The sequence below is a fragment of the Pseudomonas sp. Pseusp49 genome (assembly GCF_059491875.1).
Window position 1 is genome coordinate 3,521,962 of the sequence record NZ_CP168514.1, and the last position, 20,630, is coordinate 3,542,591.

The window sequence follows — 20,630 nt, forward strand, 5'->3', positions numbered from 1 at the left end:
CCATAAACCCCTCTCCTCTGCCGCGTTTTGCGAATTCAGGTACCGTTATCCAGTCAGGGTATGGCAGAAGGCCATCTGGCGGGATATTCTGCGCTCTTCGCAGCCACTTTTACCCGGCGACGAAAACCCGCCCCCCCCCCGTTTTGAACATGGAAGTCCTGATGAACCCAAGGAACCCGGATTTCACGGCAAGCCCATTGCCTCGAGCCTTCTACGCCAAAGCCCCCTTGCAATGCATCAGGACGGCGGACTGATTTTTACCGCGCACAGTACTTGGCAAAAAAATAAATCCGTCCCCTATTCCCGTCTTCTCGAATGACTCAACAGCAAGGAGCATTGGCAATGGCATTGAACTACACGGATGCATCTGGAAACACTTGGGCCGTCGATAGCCGCGGCAATGTGAATCAGGCTAAAACGTCAGCGCTCTACTCCAATACCCTGGACAGCAGTTCCCTGAATCTATACATCGGCGGATCGAGTTCGCCGGCATACCTGTCATGGGCATCGGCCAGTGTCACTGCCAATACCCAGACGGTTACGGCGACAGATTCCATCACCGGCATCACCCTCACCCGCACCACCTATATCGGCGACGGTTTTGTCCGCACGCTGGAAATCGTAAAAAACACCGGCAGTGCCCCGCAGTCAGTCAATCTTCAACTGACGGACAACGTCTATTACGACTCAAGGACTGTGGTGACCGCCACCAGCAGCGGTGACACCCTGCGCACTACCGCTGATGACTGGTTTGCCGTCGGCAGCACTAACCTTTCCGACGCCAATCTCGTCCACGTGGTGTCGGGAGGTGCCGGTTCACCCAATGCCACCAGTCAGTACTCCGGCGCTGTCGATCAACCACAGAGCAGCTACAACCTGACGCTCGCCGCCGGCGAAACCAAAGTGGTCATGCATTTCCATGCGCTAGCGAGCAACACGGCCGGCGCTCAGGTGATCGGCAATTCGCTCGCGGGGCTGACCAACAGCGGCTACCTGACGGGCATGAGTGCGACCGAACTGAGCAGTCTTGTCAATTTCACCCAGGATCTTTCCAGCAGCGTGACAGCAACGCTTGCTGCGCATCAGACCAACCTCACCCTGACCGGAACATCGGCCATCAATGGCACGGGCAACGGGCGCGACAACATCATCACCGGCAACAGTGCGGCGAACACCCTCACTGGCAATGACGGTAATGACACCCTCCTGGGCGGGGCCGGCAACGACACCCTGATCGGCGGCAATGGCAATGACACCCTCGATGGTGGCACGGGTAACGACCTGCTCAATGGCGGTGTCGGCAATGACCTCTATGTCGTGGATTCGGCCGGCGACCAGATCACCGAGATTGCCAATGGCGGCATCGATACCGTCAAGAGCAGTATCAACTTCAGCATTGCCGCGTTGCTGAATGTCGAAAACATCACGCTGACCGGTACGGCCCTGAACGCTACCGGTAATGCCAACGCCAACCTGTTGATCGGCAATGCTTCCAACAATGTGCTGATCGGTGGTGACGGCAACGACACCCTCAGGGGTGAAGGCGGCGTCGATACGCTCAATGGCGGCGGCGGTAACGATATCTATGTCGTCGATACCACGACCGATATCATTGTTGATTCGGCCGGTACGGACTCGATCGAGTCTTCGGTCACTTTCAGCCTGGGCACTTATGCCGCCATCGAGAACCTGACGCTGACCGGGACCGCCGCCATCAATGGCACCGGTAACAGCCTCGCCAACACCCTCGTGGGCAATGCCGCAGCCAATATCCTCGATGGGGGGGCCAGTGCAGACCTGATGATCGGCGGGGCCGGCAACGACACCTACGTGGTGCGCGACAGTACGGATGTCATCACCGAAACCAGTTCCGGTGGTACCGACGCCGTGGTCAGTTACCTGAATTACACCCTCGGCGCCACGCTGGAAAACCTGACACTGGCCGGGCCCGCGCTGATCGGCACGGGTAACGCCGGCAACAATACGCTGCTGGGCACTGCCGGCAACAATATCCTCAACGGACTGGCTGGCAACGACACCCTCAATGGCGGCGCCGGGATTGACACACTCAACGGCGGCGATGGCAACGACCTCTACATCGTCGACACCAACACCGATGTCATCACCGACACTTCAGGTGTGGATACGGTTGAAAGCACGGTCAGCTTTTCCCTCGACACCCGTACGACCCTCGAGAACCTGTCATTGATCGGCACCGGCGCCTTGAGCGCCACCGGCAATGCCCTGGACAACCTGATCTCCGCCAACGCGGGCAACAGTACGATCAATGGTGGGAGCGGCAACGATACCGTCAGTTATGCCAGCGCCACGGCGGGCGTGAAGGTGTCGGTCAATGGCGCCGCCCAGGTGACTGGCGGCTCGGGTACCGACACGCTGGTCAACATCGAAAACCTGTCAGGCAGCAAATTCGATGACACCCTCACCGGTGACGGCAATGCCAATATCCTGCGCGGCGGTGATGGCAATGACACCCTCGTTGGCGGCGCAGGCAGTGACCAGCTCTACGGCGATGCGGGCAATGATCGTCTGGTCGATTCGATCGGCGATGACACGCTGAGCGGTGGCGCAGGCAACGATACCTACGTTGTTGCCGGCACCACTGGAACCATCCTGATCGAAGACTCAAACGGTATCGATACGCTGGACGCTTCGGCAACGACTGGCGGTGTGACCATCGATCTCACGCCTGGCGGCACCAGCAACATCAATGGACGGATGGTGACGCTCTCTTCCGGCGGCACGGTAGACGTACCACTCGACGTGCTCTTCCTCCAGGACGCCTCCGGCTCGTTTGGCGACGACGTGGCAAAAGTGAAGACGCTGGTGCCCCAGGTGTTGTCCACCCTGTCCTCGGTTCAGGCTGACAACCGTTTCGGCCTGGCCTCCTTCATTGACAAGGGCGAGTACGTCTATCGCACCGACCTGGCGATGACCTCCAATCAGACCAGCCTGGTCAATGCACTCAATACGCTGACCATTGGCAGTGGCGGCGACTCGCCGGAGTCGCAAATCGAAGCGTTGATGCAGGCCGCCGTGCGCCAGACCGAACTCGGATTCCGCCCCGATTCCTTCCGGGTGGCGGTGGTGATGACCGATGCCGACTATCACAAGGCCGGCGACACGTCTTATGTCGCCAACGACGGGGATGCGGTGCTGGAGCTCGAAGACTACCCGACGGTCGCACTGCTCAAGGCCAAGCTGCTGGCCAGCGCCATCGTGCCGGTCTTTGCCGTCACCGCCGGCAACGAAGGCTATTACAACAACCTTGTCGATCAGCTTGGCTTCGGCACCGTCGTGACGCTGGCGGCGGATAGCTCCAACCTGGTGGATGCCCTGACAGATGGCATGACCCAGATTACCGAGGCACGGATCGAGAACGCCATTGGCAGCGTTTACAACGACACCCTGATCGGTAACGGACTGGACAATCGCCTGGAAGGCCTGGCGGGCAACGATACCTATTATGTCCAGGACAGTGGCGACGTGGTGGTTGAAGCGAACCTGGGCGGCACCGATCTGGTCGTCAGCTCAGGGAGCTACGCGCTGTCGGCCAACGTGGAAAACCTGACGCTGTCCGGTACCGCGAACATCGACGCCACGGGCAACGCCCTGAACAACCAGCTCGTCGGCAACAGCGGCGCCAACGTCATTTCCGGCGGCGCCGGTGCCGACAGGATGCTCGGCGGCCGCGGCAACGACACCTACATCGTCGATAACGCTGGCGATCAGGTGATCGAGTACTCCGGCGCCGGCACCGATGTTATCCAGAGCTCGGTCGGTTTTGCGCTGAGCGACAATGTCGAGAATCTGATCCTGACCGGCACGGCGGCCATCAACGGCACCGGCAATGCCCTGGGCAACACACTGACCGGCAACAGCGTTGCCAACGTGCTCAATGGCGGTGCCGGCAACGACATTCTTGTCGGCGGTGCGGGCAACGATACGCTGATCGGGGGTGCCGGCAACGACACCTTCATCTTCACGTCGCTATCGGACATGGGGACGACCGGTGCGATTACCGACGTCATCAACGACTTCGTTCGCGGGCAGGACAAAATCGACCTCGGGACACTGGATGCCATCACGAGCACAAGCTTCAGCAACGAGGCCTTCTCGTTCATCGGCAATGCTGTTGCCTTCACCGGAACCGGGCAACTGAGGTTGCAGGAGAGTGTGTTGTACGGCAACACCGATGCGGACAGCGAGGCCGAGTTCGCCATCAAGCTCGTAGGCGTCACGACCCTCGCAGCGACAGACATCATTCTCTGATCTACCGCTGAAGGCTGCATCTGTCTTGCGTTACCGGCAACCCCGACAAGCCCTGTGCTTGTCGGGGTTTTCTTTTTTTTGGGGGGGGCACTGGTTTGGACTCGGACGCAGTCTCCCGTAGGCGCTGGCTTTATCTACAGATACACCCGATACCTTGTAGGAGCTGGCGCAGCCTGCGATCTTTTGGCGGTTTCGGAATCGCTTGAGATCAAAGGATCGCAGCCTGCGGCAGCTCCTACAGATGCATTCGATACCTTGTGGGCGCTGGCGCAGCCTGCGATCTTTTGGCGGTTTCGGAATCGCTTGAGATCAAAGGATCGCAGCCTTCGGCAGCTCCTACAGGTGCATTCGATACCTTGTGGGCGCTGGCGCGGCCTGCGATCTTTTGGCGAAATCGGAATTGCTTGAGATCAAAAGATCGCAGCCTTCGGCAGCTCCTACAGACGCACCCGATACCTTGTAGGAGCTGCCGCAGGTTGCGATGGTCGTTAACGATAACGCGTGTGACCTGGATGAACGCAGCGCACTTGAGTCCATCGCCAGCAATCGAGCGTCGACCGGCTGCTCCTACGGTTTCCCGGGCCGCCGACGCTGAGCGGTTAAAAGTGCGCCGTATCCGCCCCGGCAACCGGCAGGCTGTTCGACAGGGGTACGCTCTGCGTGACGTTGCCCATCCGGGTGATTTCCACCTGCACCTTGTCCTTGCCGAGCAGGTAGTCGGCCAGCTTCTGCGAAAACGGCCAGTAGTTCAGGTCGGCCGTCAGGGTCAGCGGCCCGACGGCATCGGCCGGCACCAGGAAGGAGAACTCCCCGATGTCGTAGCCCTTGGGCAGAATGCGGTTGTCCGAGAGAATTTGCGTGGCATTCCAGACCTCGACGTCCAGCGGGTTGCCGTCCTTGTCGCCAATGTGCACCTTGAAGTTTCGCGTGTTGACTTCGGTCTTGCCGTCCTTGATCGAGCCCAGCCGGTAGATCTCGCGCCCCGTGGCATCCTGCACGCGGAAATCGATCCACATCTCCCGGCCCTCCGGAAAGCCGGTCGGCAGCTTGTGCCCTGCGCCGACATTGGAAACCTTGACGGCGACCGAGGTGTATTGCCCGGCAACGATCGCCGCCGGCAATTGCTCGAAGGTAATTTCCCCCGCGCGCTCGAGCATGTTGCGAGCCCGTTGTGCGCCCTCATCCTGACCGAGATGGTTGAGCATCATCGCGTTGGCCCCGCTGAACCAATGCGAGGCGACCTCCTCGCGATCCGGCCCCATGATCGCGGCCTTGCCCTTGAAACCCGGCATGTGGCAGCTCTGGCAGGTGACATCGTTAAGGCTGTAGGTGCTCTCCTGCCATTCGTCATAGGTGCGCTCCACCGCCACGCTGCTGAACGGGTGCGTGACGTTGTGGCAGGTGCCGCAAAAGTCCGAGCGGGTGTGCAAAGCCGAGTACACCGTGTCGTGATAAGGCGAGACGGCATCTTTGCGCGGGCCGAACTTGGTCGGCTTGCCGTGCGCCCGGGGGCTCAGAACATAGGCGCCGTTGTCCAGGCCCGTGCGGGCACTGATGTTGTGGCAGGTTTCGCAATCGACCCCGGGCATCGGAGTGTTCTTCGCGCTGTCCTCAACCGAGGAGCGGTTGACTTGCGAAGTGATCTGCCCTGTCGTGAGACCGATCGGTGTATGGCAACCGGTGCAGAAGTTATCGACCTTGCCCTCGGTGGCCGAACTCGCACGCTTGAGCAAGGCCCGATAGATGGGTTCATCCCAGGCCTGGGACATCATCGACGAGCGCCACTGCTTGTAGATCTCCGTATGACAAGCGCCACAGACCTGGGCATTGTCGAAGTCCTTCACATTCAAGACCAGGTTACCGGTGGTATTGGCCCGGTGCGGGAAGAACGGCATCCCGCCGTTCACATGCATGAGCCTGGAACGTGCCGGCTCCAGCCACTTCTCATTGCTCTGATTGTCATTGCCCGGATTGTTACTGCTCTGGGGTTCGTCGGCCGCCACCAGCGTCACCGTCAGCAAGCAGGCCAGAAAGAACAAAAAACGGCGAGCCAGAGGCTTGAGCGCCAGGAACAACGGTATGAACAATGTCGCCAGGGAAATGTTCAAGTCGACAATAGCCAGCTTGACGCCTGGCGGTACGTTGAACATTGCCATGTAAGACCCGGCGCTGATCGTCCATAGAACAATCAAGGCCGATAGCCCATGCAGCGCTAACTGTGCACACGTTGATCTGGAGTGGCTCATAGCATTTCCTCTGGACGGTTCGCAGAGGATGACTGCAGTACTTCTATTGAGTCGCCAGGGGTATTTCGTGATGCAAACCGATGGTTACATGCAATCACTCAATGGGGTACTTACAGCTCCACAGCTTGCCGACGCGGACCTTTCATGAACGGGACAAGCCCACTCAGCAATTACCCTGCCATCGCTGTAACAAAATATGTGCAAAGAGCGGAAGGTCCCTGCAAACATTCGTCGAAAGTTGAAATGCCGTGCTGATGCTGGCGTGAATGCCGCTGGGGAATAGCACCCCGTTTGTGGGGACGCTCACACCGAAATCGGGGGCCACTTATCGTCTTGAGTCGATCACCATTAATCCCTGTCTTTCGTCGTCCGGATGAGATTGCTCCGTAACTTCACGATGGCCTTCTGCATTTGCACGAAGTCGTCGGGATCGAGGCCGGTTTGCGGGAAGCCGTCTTCGCGCAGGCCTTCACGCAGTGTTCGGCCCTCTTTTGTCAGATTGATCCGCACCTGGCGTTCGTCTTCCGGATCGCGCTGGCGCAGCAAATAACCCATTGCCTCGAGCTTTTTCAGGATCGGCGTGAGGGTGTTGGATTCGAGAAACAGCTTTTCGCCAAGGCTGCCGACGGTCTGATTGTCTTCCTCCCACAGCGCGACCAGGGTGATGTATTGCGTGTAGGTCAGGCCGAGCCGTTCGAGCATCGGCTTGTAGGCCTTGCCGAAGGCCAGGTTGGTGGAATAGACGGCAAAACACAGGAAGTCGGAAAGTTTGAGATCCAGGGCGGATGTCTTGTCGGTGTTTTTCATGGACGTTCTCAGGGGGTCAGTCTTGCGAGACCGAACTATACGTCGTACGCGATGATATCGGAAGTGCGCATAAATACCGACGGCCGGCTCACCGGGAACATCCCCGTTGAGCCGGCCGTGCTGCGGGTCAGGCCGTCAAGACATTGATGTCGACATCAATGTTGCCGCGTGTGGCCTTGGAGTACGGGCAGATGGCATCGGCGTTGTGGGCCAGTTCGGTCGCCACCCCATGCTCCAGCCCAGGCACGCGCAAGGTCAGTCGGGCCTGGAGGAAGTAGGCCGCGCCGGTCTGGCCCAGATCGACTTCAATGTCGACAGCCGTGTCGGCAGGCAGTGTCACCTTCATTTGTTGGGCGGCCAGCCCCACCGCTGCGATGTAGCAGGCCGACCACGCTCCGGCGAACAGTTGTTCGGCTTTCGGGTGCGGCTGGACGGCGGTCAGCACGTGTGCCGGTGTGTCGCTGCCGGGGGACGACAGCACGATGTCGAGGTTGCCGTTATGACCGCGCGACGTAGTGCCCGCGCTGTTATGGGTGGTGTGGGTTTTGCCGCTGGCCAGAACTTTTTCGATCTTGCTCATGATGATTCCCTCAGGATTACAATCAGTTAGATTCGCATGCGCTTGCATCGCACGCGATATTTTTAATGCGTCCGCATGTCACGCCGTGATCACGTTCAGGGCAACATCGATATTGCCGCGTGTCGCTTTGGAGTAAGGGCAGATGGAGTCGGCGATGTGCGCCAGTTCGGTCGCGACATCCTGTGCCAGCCCTGGCACGCGCAGGGTCAGTCGGGCCTGAAGGAAGTAGGCCGGACCAGTCTGGCCCAGGTCCACTTCAATGTCGACGGCCATGTCCGCCGGCAAAACGATATTGCGTTCCTGTGCCACCAGCCCCACTGCTGCGGTGTAGCAGGCCGACCAGGCCCCGGCGAACAGTTGCTCGGCTTTCGGATGCGGCTGTGTGGCGGCAAAGACGTGGGCTGGCTGGGTCGAACCCGGTGACGACAGGACGATATCGAGGTTGCCGTTGTGACCGCCGACATTGCTGCGGGTGGTGTGGGTTTTGCCGGTAGCCAGTACTTTTTCGATTTTGCTCATGGGGATTTCCTCAGGGTTTAAAGTTTGTACGATCTTATCGCATACGATTTATGTAGCATTCAAAAAGACAACGTTCGTCAATTGGCCTGTGCAACGATCCAGTTGTTGCCGTTGTGGCCATGGGAAGCTTGGGCGGTAGCGATCAACAGGTTGCGGCGGCTTCCGGTGTTCATGGCTGAATCTCCAAACGGCAAGGGTTGTCTGTATTTGTCGTCGCATTCGACTTGATCGCATGCGATGGATTAATACTCAACCAAAGCCCCAATGATGTCAAAGTTTATTTTATGTCTTGGAGACGAGCGGCAGGTTCGCGGCCGACCGTGCTGCCCTCCCCCTCGCCGAACCAAGGGATGAGCGGGGGGGAACACAGATAGAGAAATATCTGTAGGAGCTGCCGAAGGCTGCGATCTTTTGATCTTGCTTTTGCGATCTGGAGATTGCTGAAGATCAAGATCAAAAGATCGCAGCCTTCGGCAGCTCCTACAGGGGAACACGTGCACCACCAAACAGCAGGGTGTCAGGCTCCCCGCATCATCGTTGGTCGCCATCGCGCAGCAAACCGGTTATTGGTATTCCCCGGAACTGCGTGAACAAAAAAAAACCCCCTCACAGGGAGGGGGTCTGGTGTTTGCAGGGTTCTAACGGTTTCGCCCGTCTTCACCTGGACTTTCGTCAGCTCATCGCGCAGGGATTCCAGCGAACAGCCAGGTAGTCTCTTCAGCCGGTGTTGCCGCGCTGCGATTGCGCGCCCACTGGGTCAACGCCACCATCGTCGCAAAGCCGAGCACGATCAATACCGGATAGGCCATCAGCAACTCGGTCAGCGAGTATTTCCAGGCCAGCGGTCGGCCGACACCGAGCATCGCGGCATACAGCCAGGAAACGCCCGACAGTGCACCAGAGAACAGGGCAAACATTCGCACATTGATAGGCAGGTCAAGCAAGGAACCGGCCTTGAGCATGGCGGGCAGTACATAGCGGTGCAACAACATGCCGTTGAATGTCAGCAACAAGACGATAATAACTTTGGCTTGAAGTTTCGGGTTGGCAAAATAGGTCATCCCTTTATCAAGGTAATCAATGCCTATAATTGCCGCACCGCTGATCCACAAGAACAGCAATGCATTGGAAACAGACTTCTGCAGACTGGCCATATGATCATTATCGTGCCCGGAAGACACACGGCCCTTCAGTAAATCCTTGACCATGGCGACATCGCTGGCAAACACCAGGCCAATGGCTACGCAGCAAGCCAACAGGTGTACGTATACAACTCCTAAACGCATGAACTCCATGGATTCTTTCTGGCCGAGAAGGCCGATCATTGTATTAATATCCACGTTTTACATCTCCACTTATTGCGGCAGTGTGAAGTGACCATGCCCCAGGCACGCGAATGAGTTATCCACGCCTGCACAATCAAAGTTCACATTGATTGAAGCGACTAAATTAGTTTGGGTATTACAAGAGAGAGCGACTCGCCCCGCGAGTCAGTGATGACGGCATACTATCACTCCAGGTCTCAGGTAAAAAAAATCCCCATGTGCATTCCATTCAATGCAGATGAGGTATACGTCCAATTTACTAGGGATTGCAGTGCGAAGCTCAAGGGATCCGCCTGCTGGAAGATCAGAGCCCAGCATATCCCGATCGTTCATTTTTCGAACAAAAACCTCGACAAACGGTACTGTCCATAATGCCTCGGGAGGCCGGTTTCATTGGCTGAAACCACCGTTGCCAAGCGGCTGAATCGTTTCTTGTTTCGTGCCGAAAAAAAAGCGGTTTTCGCGCGGAACTCACACCTTTTGACCCAGCGAATAGCGAGTTTTGCCTCGTACGAAAGCACGCCATTCGATGCTTGCGGAACAGGATCAAGCCAGCAACTGGCTGATCCACCGGACCTGGCGCGCGATGTCCTGCACCTTTTCCTCAGGCACGGTTCGCTGCGCCCCGGCAAATTGGCCCAGGGTCTTCTGCTTCTGGCGCAGCTTGCGCTGCCACTTGACCAGGAACGCCGGGCTGCGGGCCTGCAACTGCAGCGGGCCGAAGTACAACTCTTCTGCGGTGTAGATCACCGGCCCGGCGCGCTCGGCGACGATGATTTCGTAGTCGAAACGATTTTCCCGCAGCACTTCCTCGCAGAGGATGCGATAGCCGTTTTCCATCAGCCACAGGCGCAATGGCTGCTCGCCGCCGTTGGGTTGCAGGATCAGTCGCTCCTGCCCGCTCAGGTACGCCTTGCCGCTGTCGAGAATGTCGCGGATCGTTTCGCCGCCCATGCCGCAGAGGCTGATCGCCGTGATCCCGTCTCCCGGCAGGATTGCCGCCAGGCCGTTGGCCAGGCGCACGCTGATCCGTTGTTCCACATCGTTCTCGCGCACGGTGCGTTCGGCCGCGCGGAACGGCGTCAACGCGACCTCCCCGGCCACCGCCGCGGTGATGGCGCCACGGCGCATCAATGCCACCGGCAGGTAGCCGTGATCCGAGCCGATATCGGCCAGGCGCGCACCGGCCGGCACATGCGCCGCCACGCGTTCCAGGCGCATGGACAATGTCTGTTCGTTCAACTGCGGCCCCTTCTCACCACGAACGTCCGGCGCCTTTGGCCGGAACGGGGCGCGATTGTGTCGGGCAATGCCGAGCATTTCAAATTTATGCGACCAGGTTACAACCCCCCCTTCACGCGATCACGCCCGCATACACCGATCTGTCGACGTTTCCACCGGACAGAATCACCCCCACCCTTTTTCCCGACATGGCTTCACGCTCGGCCATGAGCGCCGCCAGCGCCGCCGCACCGGCCCCTTCCGCCAGGTTGTGGGTATCGGTGTAATACACGCGCATGGCCTCGGCTATCTGCGCGTCACTGACCGCAACGATCCGCGCCGCACCTGCGGCATAGACGGCAAAGGCTTCAGGTATTGGCTTGCGTACGGCCAGACCATCGGCAAAGGTGGTCGCCGAGGCTGTTTCGCACAGGGCTCCGGTGTTGAACGATAACTGCGCAGCCGCCGCTTCGGTGGAAACCACGCCCACCACCCGGGTGTCCAGGCCCAGTGCATCGCGGGCGGCGATCACGCCACAGATCCCCGATCCACAGCCAATCGGTACATAGACGGTATCCAGATCCGGCGCGGCGTTGAACAACTCCAGCGCATAGGTGGCGACGCCCTTGACCAGCTCGGTGTGAAACGGCGGCACCAGGAACAGGTCGTGCTCCTGTGCGAGCCGTGCCGCCTCTTCCCGGGCCTCATCAAAATCGCGGCCATACTCGACCACTTCTGCGCCAAAGCCGCGCATGGCGTTGTTCTTTTCGACCGAGTTGCCTTGCGGTACGACGATCAGCGCCCGCAAGCCCAGAGCGCCAGCCGCCAGCGCAAGGCTCTGGCCATGGTTGCCGCGGGTCGCGCTGACAATGCCCTTCACGCCCGGATGCTCGCGTTTGAGCCAGTGCATGAACGTGATGCCGCCACGCACTTTGAAAGCACCGGTAGGCGTGTGATTTTCGTGCTTGACCCACACCGTGCAACCCAAACGGCCGGCCAGCAACGGCCAAGGGTACTGGGCGGTGGCGGGCATGACCTGGTACACGTTACGTGCGGCCTGTTCGATGTCTTCGCGAGTCAGTGTGTGCATGAGTGGTCTCCCCAGGATTTTGCCCAGTCTGAACAGGGGCGCAGTACGCAGGCTTTCAAAAAACCGACCTGACTTTTGTGTGCCCTCTTCACTACTATGGTGTTCATGAGCCATCGAAACCGCCTGCATCCCCCCCTGCTGTCCGAACCGGTCCGCCGCATCGAGGCCGGCCCCTGGGCGATCGAATTGCTCCCCGGCTGCGCCTACGCAACCCGATACGTAGCGACCCAGGCGGGAATCGGCTTTGCCTTCGACAGCCAGCGAGGCCTGCACGCGATCGGCAGCGATCGGGTACAACCCTTCGATGCCCTGCCCAACGGCCTGGCGTTCGTTCCGGTCGGGTGTGACGTGTTATCCGAATCGCCCAAGGGGGGTGAATATCTGCGGGTGATACGCACTGACGGTGTGGCGCTGGAGGGGGATCGCGCCTTCAACAATCGCATCGACCGGCAGGCCACGGCCCTCGCATGGCGGATGCGCGCCGCGCTGTTGCACGCGGGCGTGGAGGACGACTGGGAGGCCTGGGCACTGGCATTGTCCGAGCGCGCGACGGCCAGCGAAGCCTTGTCGACACAGCCCCAAGGCTCGATAACCGGCAGCCGGATGCGCTTGCTCGATGAGTTCATTGACGCAGGCCTCGATGGCCCGTTGAGCGTACCGGCGATGGCGAGCCTGCTTGGCTTGTCCGAAGGCTACTTCATGCGGGCCTTCAAAAACGCCACCGGCAAAAGCCCCCATGCTTACCTGATCGACCGACGCCTGGCCAGGGCCCGCGCCCTGATGCGCGACTCGACCGCCACGCTGGCTGAAATCGCCTACGCCTGCGGTTTCAATTCCCAGGCGCACATGGCGACGACCTTCAGGCAACGCCTCGGTGTGAGTCCGGTGCAATTGCGTCGACAATGAAACGGCCAGGAAAATCAGCGGTCGCGGGCGGGCAGCATGCCCTTGAGCACATCATCCTTTTCAACGAAGTGATGCTTGAGCGCAACCAGCAGATGCCCCCCTACCAGAGCACCACACAACCACGACATGTAGGTATGAACCGACTTTGCCAGATCGTACAGGTTCTGATCGGGGTCAACGATTGGCGGGAGCATGAACAGCGCCGCCACCATGACGGGTTTGTCGGCGACCGAGCTCCAGTACCAGCCGGACAACGGCAGCCCGATCAAGGCCACGGCGTACAGCAGCACATGACCGACCAGCGCTCCACGCTTCATCGTCGAGCTCATCGAATCGGGTAGCGCCGGTGCCGGGTGACTCAATCGCCAGGCGATACGCACGACAATGAGAAACAGCAGCGTGCTGGCCATCGCCTTGTGCACGTAGGTGAGTTCATGGTGGGCATTGAACTCGTCGCGCCAATGCGTTGCCACAATTCCGATAACCCAGGCCCCCAACCAGATCAGGGCCATGCCCCAATGCAGCCACTTGGCTGTACCGGTGTAACTTCCTTCCTTCGCCATCTCACTGTCCTGCCCGTCACATTTGAAGGCGGATTATCGCGACAGGGTGTTATCGGAAAAACCGTGAAATGTTGCTTAAACACATCGAAATGTTTGATGTAGCTCGTGTTTTCGCCTTCGACCTGACAGACATGAATCGACCCCATGTGGCCGGTGGTCGTTGCATGTCGATTGTCCCCGGCGTTTGACTAAGCTTATTGAATCAGGGCGACCTGAAACCCGGGGGAGCAGCAACGGATCTGTATTGGCATTACAACGGTACGCTCAAAGGAGACGACCATGTATGCGGTGATAAGAACCTACCTGGGTGCTGGAGCCAAGCAGCTATTCGAGCTTATGGAAGAGCGCAACGTCGACATCGAAGCGACCTTGCGCACAGTACCTGGCCTCGTCAGCTACACACTGTTGAATACGGGTGACGGTGGTACTTCGATCACTGTGTGCAAGGACAAGGCCGGCAGTGATGCGAGCCTGAAAGTTGCCCGTGAGTGGATTCAGAAGAACACTTCGCATATCCGTGCGAACCCACCGATCGTGACGGAAGGTCCGGTCATTGTGCAGATCAACTAGCGACCGGTCCGCAGGATGGCGAGTGCTATACTTTTTTTCAGATTGCATGAAGTGTGCAACGTTCCCCACGGTTCAGGCACCGACTGCAAATCCAGGTTAATCGCTGCCGGACAAAGGAGGTCTACAGCAAACTCGAGTCGGGAGGTGTGGCATGAATCGGCACTATTACATCAGTGACAATCTCAACGATCTTGAAACCGTTGAATATGAACTGGAAGCCAGCGGCATCAATTCTGAACAGATACATGTGCTCAGTGAAAAAGTTGCCGATGTCGAACAACATCACCTCCACGAGGTTAACTCGTTATTGGAACAGGATGCTGTTCACTCGGGTGAGATTGGCGCGGTGATCGGTTTGCCACTGGCGGCACTGGTTCTGGGTGGCGCCTATTGGATGGGCTGGACCGAATCTGCTGCAGGCTGGATGCCGTTTATCTTCCTTTCCATTGTCATCCTGGGCTTTTGCATCTGGGAAGGCGGTTTTTTCGGGTTCCAGATGCCCAACACTCACTTCCGCAACTTCAAACAGGTGGTAAACGAGGGCAAACATATCTTCTTCGTCGATGTTGAGCCGAACCAGGAATCGGTACTGGATCAGGTAATCAGACAACATCCACAGCTGGAGATCGCCGGCACTGGAGCGGCAGCCCCCCATTGGACAGTCGCCTGGCAGCACAAATGGCATCAGTTCAAGCGAGTGATATCGGGTTAGCGCCTGGAGACTCACGGCCATCCGCAAACGGCTTACTGGCCAAAGAAAATGACCCGGCTGAGAAATATATAGTCAGCCTCGGTGGCCATCAGTCCGACGAGCACCAGCAAACACAGAGGTGGCACCAATATGGCGTAGACCATAGCCAACCGCTCCCAGGCCATATGCATGAAGATGGAGACAATTAAACCTGCCTTCAACAACATGAACGTGATAATCAGGGACCACCGAAGGTAGCCATGGAAGTGGAAATAGTCGACGAGGTACGACAGCGTGCTGAGGACGAATAATAGCCCCCAGATTTTAAGGTACAAACTGATTGGATGTTGCTGACCCTGAGCATGTGCCATCACCCGCCCTCCTCTACCATAAATAGAAGAATGCAAAAATAAACACCCACACCAAATCCACGAAGTGCCAGTAAAGCCCGGCTATTTCGACGTTCTGGTAGTTTCCGGAGCGTTCATAATCTCCGCGCAACACTTTCAGCGCCACAATGCTGAGGTAGATGGCGCCGATTGACACATGCAGTCCGTGAAAACCGGTAATCATGAAGAAGCTGGCACCAAATTGCGCCGCGCCCATGGGGTTCCCCCACGGACGCACACCTTCTGCAATGAGCTTGCTCCATTCAAATGCCTGCATGCCGACGAAAGTCACCCCCAGGGCCGCGGTCGCCAGCATCAGGGCCGTCGTTTTCGTACGATCACGGCGATAGGCGAAATTGACGGCCATGGCCATGGTGCCGCTGCTACTGATCAGCACAAAGGTCATGATGGCGATCAGAATAAGCGGGATTTCCCTTCCTCCGATCGTCAAGGCAAACACTTCACTCGGGTTCGGCCAGGCCGTCGTGATGGTCATGCGTACCGACATGTAGCCGGTCAAGAAACAGGTGAATATGAACGTATCGCTGAGCAGGAAGATCCACATCATCGCCTTGCCCCAGGGCACCTGCTTGAAGGCCTCTTTGTCCGTGGACCAGTCGCTGGCGATGCCTTGCCATCCCGGGGCGGGTGGCAAGCCTGGTGGATCGGATGAATCGGTCTGGGCTTGGATTTGGGCTTGCGGATGCGATGCCATGGCTTTTCACCTCAGGCCGCAGAATCTGGCGATGGCTTCATAGGTTTGCGGCGTGCTGGCCAGCAGAGCAAACAGCACGAACCAGAGACCCAGCAAGTAATGCCAATAGATGGCACAGAGCTCTACGCTGGCGCTCAGTTGCGCCACCGGCACATGACGCAGAAATTTGGCGACGATCCAGCACCAGGCGATCAGTCCGCCCAGCAGGTGCAGCCCATGCAGCCCGGTCAACAGGTAGAAAAAACTGTTGGCCGGATTGCTCGCGACAAAGTAGCCCCAGGCAACAAACTGCTGCCAGACCCAGAGTTGCCCCGCCAGAAAGGCAATTGCAAAGACGCCCGCCAGTGCAAAACCAACCACGGTTGCGCCCAGTCGGGCCTGTCGGGCGGCCATGCGCGACCATTGCAGTGCGATGCAGCTCAATAGCAGAAAAGCCGAGTTCAGCCATAGCGGCCGCAAATTGCCTAACGGCGCCAAAGGCTCTGTCAGGGGTAGCCAGTCGGCCATTTGTGAACGGGCAACAAAGGCGATCAGGAAGAGGAAGAACAACGAACTGACCACCACCAGAAACAAGCGCAGGCCCACTCTTGCGATTTGACTTCTATTGGCACCCTCAGAGTCCTGAACACCCTCAGGGCCGCGATTCCAGCTGCCGCCGGGGTCGGCGCCGTCGGCGTTTCTCAATAGCAGTCTGTTCATGTCTTGACGTCCGCTATTTTGGTTCCGGCATTGAGTTGGCGCATGTGCTCCAGTTCCTCGGCGGAGACTGTTTGCGGCACGAAATCCTGTTCTATCCCCGGCACGCTGTAGTCATAGGCCCAGCGATGCACGACCGGCAACTTCTCTCCCCAATTACCGTGTATCGGCGGGGTGTTCGGCGTTTGCCATTCCAGGCTGGCCCCGCCCCAGGGATTACTGCCGGCGGGCTTGCCCTTGAATGCACTCCAGGCCATGTTGAACAGGAACAGCAACTGGGAAACCCCGACAGTCAATGCGACCACGGTAATGAAGGCATTCAGCTCTTGCGCCGACTGCGGGATGAACGCGTAGTTTTCATAGGCGTAGTAGCGGCGAGGCATACCCTGGAAACCCAGGTAGTGCATGGGGAAGAAGATGGCGTAGGTGCCCAGGAAGGTAATCCAGAAATGCAGTTTGCCCAGGGTGTCGTTCCACATACGCCCGGTGACTTTCGGAAACCAGTGATAGATACCGCCAAACACCACCAGTACCGGTGCGACCCCCATGACCATATGAAAATGGGCGACGACGAAATAGGTGTCCGAGAGCGGTATATCCACGATCACATTGCCGAGAAACAACCCGGTCAGACCGCCGACCAGGAAGGTGACAATAAAGGCCAGGGCAAACAGCATCGGCACGGTCAGATGGATGTCGCCGCGCCACAGGGTCAGTACCCAGTTATAGACTTTCAGTGCGGTCGGCACCGCGATGATCAAGGTGCTGACGGCGAAAAAAAAGCCAAAGTACGGGTTCATTCCGCTGACATACATATGGTGCGCCCAGACCACAAAACTCAGCACCCCGATCGCGACAATGGCCCACACCATCATTCGGTAGCCGAAGATGTTTTTACGCGCATGGGTACTGATCAGGTCGGAGACCAGGCCAAATGCAGGGAGAGCGACGATGTAGACTTCCGGGTGGCCGAAAAACCAGAACAAGTGCTGGAACAATATCGGGCTGCCACCCTGGTGATCGAGCTGCTGCCCCAGCGAGACCATCGCCGGCATGAAGAAGCTGGTGCCCAACAGCTTGTCAAACAGCATCATGACCGCGCTGACGAACAATGCCGGAAAGGCCAGCAAGGCCATGATCGAGGCCATGAAGATGCCCCACACTGAAAGCGGCATGCGGAACAATGTCATGCCGTGCGTGCGCGCCTGCAACACCGTGGTGACGTAGTTCAACCCGCCCATGGTGGCGGCGACGATAAAGATCGCCAGCGAGACGAGCATCAGGACAATGCCCCACTCCACGCCCGGTGTCCCCTGGGCAATGGACTGGGGCGGATAGAGCGTCCAGCCGGCACCCGTGGGGCCGCCCGGGACGAAAAAACTGCTGAGCAACACCACTACCGCCAGCAGGTAAAACCAGTAACTGAGCATGTTGACATAGGGGAAGACCATGTCGCGGGCGCCCACCATCAGCGGGATCAGATAGTTGCCGAAGCCCCCCAGGAACAAGGCCGTCAGCAAGTAGATGACCATGATCATGCCGTGCATGGTCATGGCCTGATAGTAAGTATTGGCATCCATGAACGCCAAACTGCCGGGGAAGCCTATCTGCATGCGCATCAAGCCGGACAGCACGAGGGCGATAAGCCCCACGAACAGAGCCGTCAAGGAGTATTGAATGGCTATGACCTTGTGGTCCTGACTCCAGACATATTTGGTCAGGAAGCTTTTGGGCTCGTGCAGTGCTTCTGTTTCGGCTTGCTCCGCATAGGCCATCACGTCATCCTCGTTCCGAAGTTTCAGTGTGTTTCTGGCTGCTTTACGGCTATTTCCCTGGCTCCGCCTTGGTCGCATCAGCGTCAGCATTCGCTTTGGATTTGATAAAAGCGATCAGTGCATTCAGTTCCTTGTCACTCGGAGCAAGCGTCGGCATTACGGCTGGATAGCCCTTGACGATTTTGGCATTGGGATGAAGAACCGACTCTTTCAAATAGCCCTCATCGACCTTTACGCTCGTATCGTCGGCAAGGGTTTCGGTCTTGCCAAACAGGCCCTGCCAGCTGGGGCCGACGCCCTTGTTGCCATCGACACTGTGGCAGGCCAGACAGCCAAGCGACCCCGCCAGTCGCTGCCCTTGCGCCACCAGGTCGTCACCCGGGCTCGACGCTTCGCCGCTCGAAGGTTGATCGTCTTGCCCGGCAGCACCCAGTGATTTGATCAGGGCGATGACAGCACCCAGTTCGTCGTCCTTGAGAGTATAGGCCACCATGACCGGCGGGTAGCCCTGTACCAGGCGGGCCTTCGGATCGAGAATCGACTCTTTCAGGTAGGCCTCGTCGACCAGTACACCAGTGCCGTCGGCAAGCTGTTCCGTGCGGCCGTACAGCCCCTTCCATCCCGGGCCGAGACTGGCACTGCCATCCTGGCTATGGCAGGCCTTGCAGCCTAGCTGTTCGACCAACTGGCGACCTTTTTCCAGCACGCTGTCTCGACCGGGTTTGGCAGCTGTGGTCAATGTCTGGGCAAAAGTCGGTTGGCCTTTTAGCCATTGATCGAAGACGGCCTGCTCTTCCACGACCATATGCCCGCGCATGTTGTAATGACCTACGCCACAAAATTCAGCGCAAAGGACTTCGTATTTTCCGGTTTTAGTCGGCGTAAACCAGAAGTACGACACCATCCCTGGCACCATATCCATCTTGCTGCGAATTTGCGGTACATAGAAATCGTGCAGGACATCTTTGGAGCGCAATAAAACTTTCACCGGCCGATCGAGCGGAAGGCGAACTTCATTATTCATGACAAGTACATCGTCCTGTCCTGCAGGATCCTTGGGATCAAGGCCGAGGGGATTGGTGGCGTCGACAAACCTGATATCCGACTTGCCCAGCTTTGCGTCTTGCCCGGCAAAACGATAGGCCCACTGCCACTGCTGGCCGACCACTTCAAGTTCGTAGGCATCTTTCGGCACACGGATGAAATCGTTGTAGACAACCAGGCCTGGCGCCAACATCCCGGCGATGCCTGCCGAAGTAACGATGATCAGCCATGTTTCCAGTTTTTTGTTTTCCGGTTGGTAGGCCGCCCTGGCACCCACCTTGTGACGATAACGAATCACCGCTACTGCCATGAACCCCGTGATGGCAATGAAAAATATTCCGCTGATGATGAGGGTGATGAACAGGGTGGTGTCTATGGATCCCCAGTTGGAAGCGGCCGTTGTCGCATGCCAGGGCGCCAGTATGTGGAATAGCACGGAGGCAATAACGATGAGTATCAGGACAATTGCTATTGCCATTTGCTCTTCATCCTATTCCTGTTGTTCATTGGTTATGCAATAAGCATCGCCACTGACGTCCAAGCAGGGCCGACAAATACCACCCGTCCGGGCGCTAAAGTCAGTAAGAAGTATAGAGCGATCGGCTTGTACCGTGAGGCCGGCAAGAGAGTTCCGGTTGCCAGCTATACTTGAGTGCTGATGACGGATGGCAGCGCTCGACCGCAAGCGGTTGCAAAGTTCGAACCCTGCCCTTGCAGCGTCGTCAAACGAATGTGGTGACATTGAGCAGGGACGGTAGCCACACAGTCCAGCAATCCACATGGGAGGTTTCGTCATGAGTGCCCTGACGATCGAAGGCTGGTGCAAAACCAGCGGCGACCAAAAGTCCACCCCGATGGGGGAAGTCCATTTCTACGTCGACGGACCTCTCCATCTCCGTCTGGAAGAGGCCGAAGAGCGCCTGCAGAAGACCCACGAGCGTGAAGCCATGGTCGATGTCGATATGGACTCGATGGATTTGAAAATGCCCGAGGGATTCGCGCCCTTGTCCGACTGTCAGATGCGTGTCTATCTGCACCACGAACGCGGTCAGTTTCATCTGGTCGGGCATCGTGCGAGCGATGGCAGCCTGGTTTATACCAACGCGGTGCTGATCGATCAGTTGCTTGAGTAGCGTCAAGAGATTCGCTGCATCGATCGTTCTGCGCGGTGCGGTGCCGAAATCTCACTGATCGTTGAACCGG

General features: G+C 58.1%; 18 protein-coding genes. 5 read left to right on the forward strand and 13 right to left on the reverse strand.

From position 1 onward, the window contains the following. Positions 1-342 precede the first annotated feature (342 nt). The gene (locus tag ACEN83_RS15815; protein WP_495577658.1) at positions 343-4,290 is read left to right on the forward strand and encodes a M10 family metallopeptidase C-terminal domain-containing protein; all 3,948 of its coding nucleotides are present in this window, start codon (positions 343-345) and stop codon (positions 4,288-4,290) included. A gap of 599 nt (positions 4,291-4,889) precedes the next feature. Here ACEN83_RS15815 and ACEN83_RS15820 read toward each other — a convergent pair. The 7 genes from ACEN83_RS15820 to ACEN83_RS15850 all read right to left on the reverse strand — a co-directional run bounded on the left by ACEN83_RS15820 (position 4,890) and on the right by ACEN83_RS15850 (position 12,078). Continuing rightward, positions 4,890-6,536, reverse strand: coding sequence for a multiheme c-type cytochrome (locus tag ACEN83_RS15820; protein WP_495577659.1), 1,647 nt, complete (start codon positions 6,534-6,536; stop codon positions 4,890-4,892). A 348-nt stretch (positions 6,537-6,884) separates the two neighbouring features. Further along, entirely contained in the window at positions 6,885-7,343 is a 459-nt protein-coding gene (locus tag ACEN83_RS15825) for a MarR family winged helix-turn-helix transcriptional regulator (protein ID WP_495577660.1), read from the reverse strand. Between the two features lie 127 nt (positions 7,344-7,470). After that, on the reverse strand, positions 7,471-7,923 hold the full coding sequence (locus tag ACEN83_RS15830; RefSeq protein WP_495577661.1) for an Ohr family peroxiredoxin: 453 nt from the start codon (positions 7,921-7,923) through the stop codon (positions 7,471-7,473). A gap of 78 nt (positions 7,924-8,001) precedes the next feature. Further along, entirely contained in the window at positions 8,002-8,442 is a 441-nt protein-coding gene (locus ACEN83_RS15835) for an Ohr family peroxiredoxin (RefSeq protein ID WP_095966036.1), read from the reverse strand. A 677-nt stretch (positions 8,443-9,119) separates the two neighbouring features. Next, complete coding sequence (locus tag ACEN83_RS15840; RefSeq protein ID WP_116579417.1) at positions 9,120-9,767, reverse strand: hypothetical protein; 648 nt, start codon at positions 9,765-9,767, stop codon at positions 9,120-9,122. A gap of 546 nt (positions 9,768-10,313) precedes the next feature. Continuing rightward, a complete protein-coding gene (locus ACEN83_RS15845) occupies positions 10,314-11,009 on the reverse strand; it encodes a tRNA (adenine(22)-N(1))-methyltransferase (RefSeq protein WP_495577662.1) in 696 nt (231 codons plus the stop codon). Positions 11,010-11,121: 112 nt separating this feature from the next. Further along, entirely contained in the window at positions 11,122-12,078 is a 957-nt protein-coding gene (locus ACEN83_RS15850) for a threonine dehydratase (protein WP_495577663.1), read from the reverse strand. 96 nt (positions 12,079-12,174) lie between these two features. Here ACEN83_RS15850 and ACEN83_RS15855 point away from each other — a divergent pair, with 96 nt between their 5' ends. Beyond that, complete coding sequence (locus tag ACEN83_RS15855; protein WP_495580881.1) at positions 12,175-12,984, forward strand: helix-turn-helix transcriptional regulator; 810 nt, start codon at positions 12,175-12,177, stop codon at positions 12,982-12,984. Between the two features lie 14 nt (positions 12,985-12,998). Here the strand turns inward: ACEN83_RS15855 and ACEN83_RS15860 are convergent, their stop codons facing one another. Continuing rightward, positions 12,999-13,547 (reverse strand): cytochrome b, encoded by a 549-nt coding sequence (locus ACEN83_RS15860; protein WP_495577664.1) that lies wholly within the window; start codon positions 13,545-13,547, stop codon positions 12,999-13,001. A gap of 279 nt (positions 13,548-13,826) precedes the next feature. Here ACEN83_RS15860 and ACEN83_RS15865 point away from each other — a divergent pair, with 279 nt between their 5' ends. Together ACEN83_RS15865 and ACEN83_RS15870 are read left to right on the forward strand one after the other, a co-directional pair. Beyond that, the gene (locus ACEN83_RS15865) at positions 13,827-14,117 is read left to right on the forward strand and encodes a hypothetical protein (RefSeq protein WP_495577665.1); all 291 of its coding nucleotides are present in this window, start codon (positions 13,827-13,829) and stop codon (positions 14,115-14,117) included. A gap of 151 nt (positions 14,118-14,268) precedes the next feature. Further along, positions 14,269-14,829, forward strand: coding sequence for a hypothetical protein (locus ACEN83_RS15870; protein ID WP_007977901.1), 561 nt, complete (start codon positions 14,269-14,271; stop codon positions 14,827-14,829). A 32-nt stretch (positions 14,830-14,861) separates the two neighbouring features. Here ACEN83_RS15870 and ACEN83_RS15875 read toward each other — a convergent pair whose 3' ends face one another. From ACEN83_RS15875 to ACEN83_RS15895, 5 genes are read right to left on the reverse strand one after another with little or no spacing between them, the layout of a single operon-like run. Continuing rightward, positions 14,862-15,179 (reverse strand): cytochrome C oxidase subunit IV family protein, encoded by a 318-nt coding sequence (locus tag ACEN83_RS15875; protein ID WP_007977898.1) that lies wholly within the window; start codon positions 15,177-15,179, stop codon positions 14,862-14,864. A 13-nt stretch (positions 15,180-15,192) separates the two neighbouring features. Then, positions 15,193-15,912 carry a heme-copper oxidase subunit III family protein gene (locus tag ACEN83_RS15880; protein WP_495577666.1) on the reverse strand — a complete coding sequence of 240 codons (720 nt, stop codon included), beginning with the start codon at positions 15,910-15,912 and terminating at the stop codon, positions 15,193-15,195. Between the two features lie 6 nt (positions 15,913-15,918). Then, entirely contained in the window at positions 15,919-16,611 is a 693-nt protein-coding gene (locus ACEN83_RS15885; RefSeq protein ID WP_495577667.1) for a cytochrome c oxidase subunit 3, read from the reverse strand. Further along, positions 16,608-18,383 carry a cytochrome c oxidase subunit I gene (gene ctaD / locus ACEN83_RS15890; protein WP_495577668.1) on the reverse strand — a complete coding sequence of 592 codons (1,776 nt, stop codon included), beginning with the start codon at positions 18,381-18,383 and terminating at the stop codon, positions 16,608-16,610. The genes ACEN83_RS15885 and ctaD overlap by 4 nt, the downstream gene beginning before the upstream one ends. 49 nt (positions 18,384-18,432) lie before the next feature. Further along, positions 18,433-19,905: a c-type cytochrome gene (locus ACEN83_RS15895; protein WP_495577669.1), complete on the reverse strand. Its 1,473-nt coding sequence runs from the start codon at positions 19,903-19,905 to the stop codon at positions 18,433-18,435. A 316-nt stretch (positions 19,906-20,221) separates the two neighbouring features. Between ACEN83_RS15895 and ACEN83_RS15900 the strand changes: the two genes are divergently transcribed. Next, positions 20,222-20,560, forward strand: coding sequence for a hypothetical protein (locus ACEN83_RS15900; RefSeq protein ID WP_495577670.1), 339 nt, complete (start codon positions 20,222-20,224; stop codon positions 20,558-20,560). Positions 20,561-20,630: the final 70 nt, after the last annotated feature.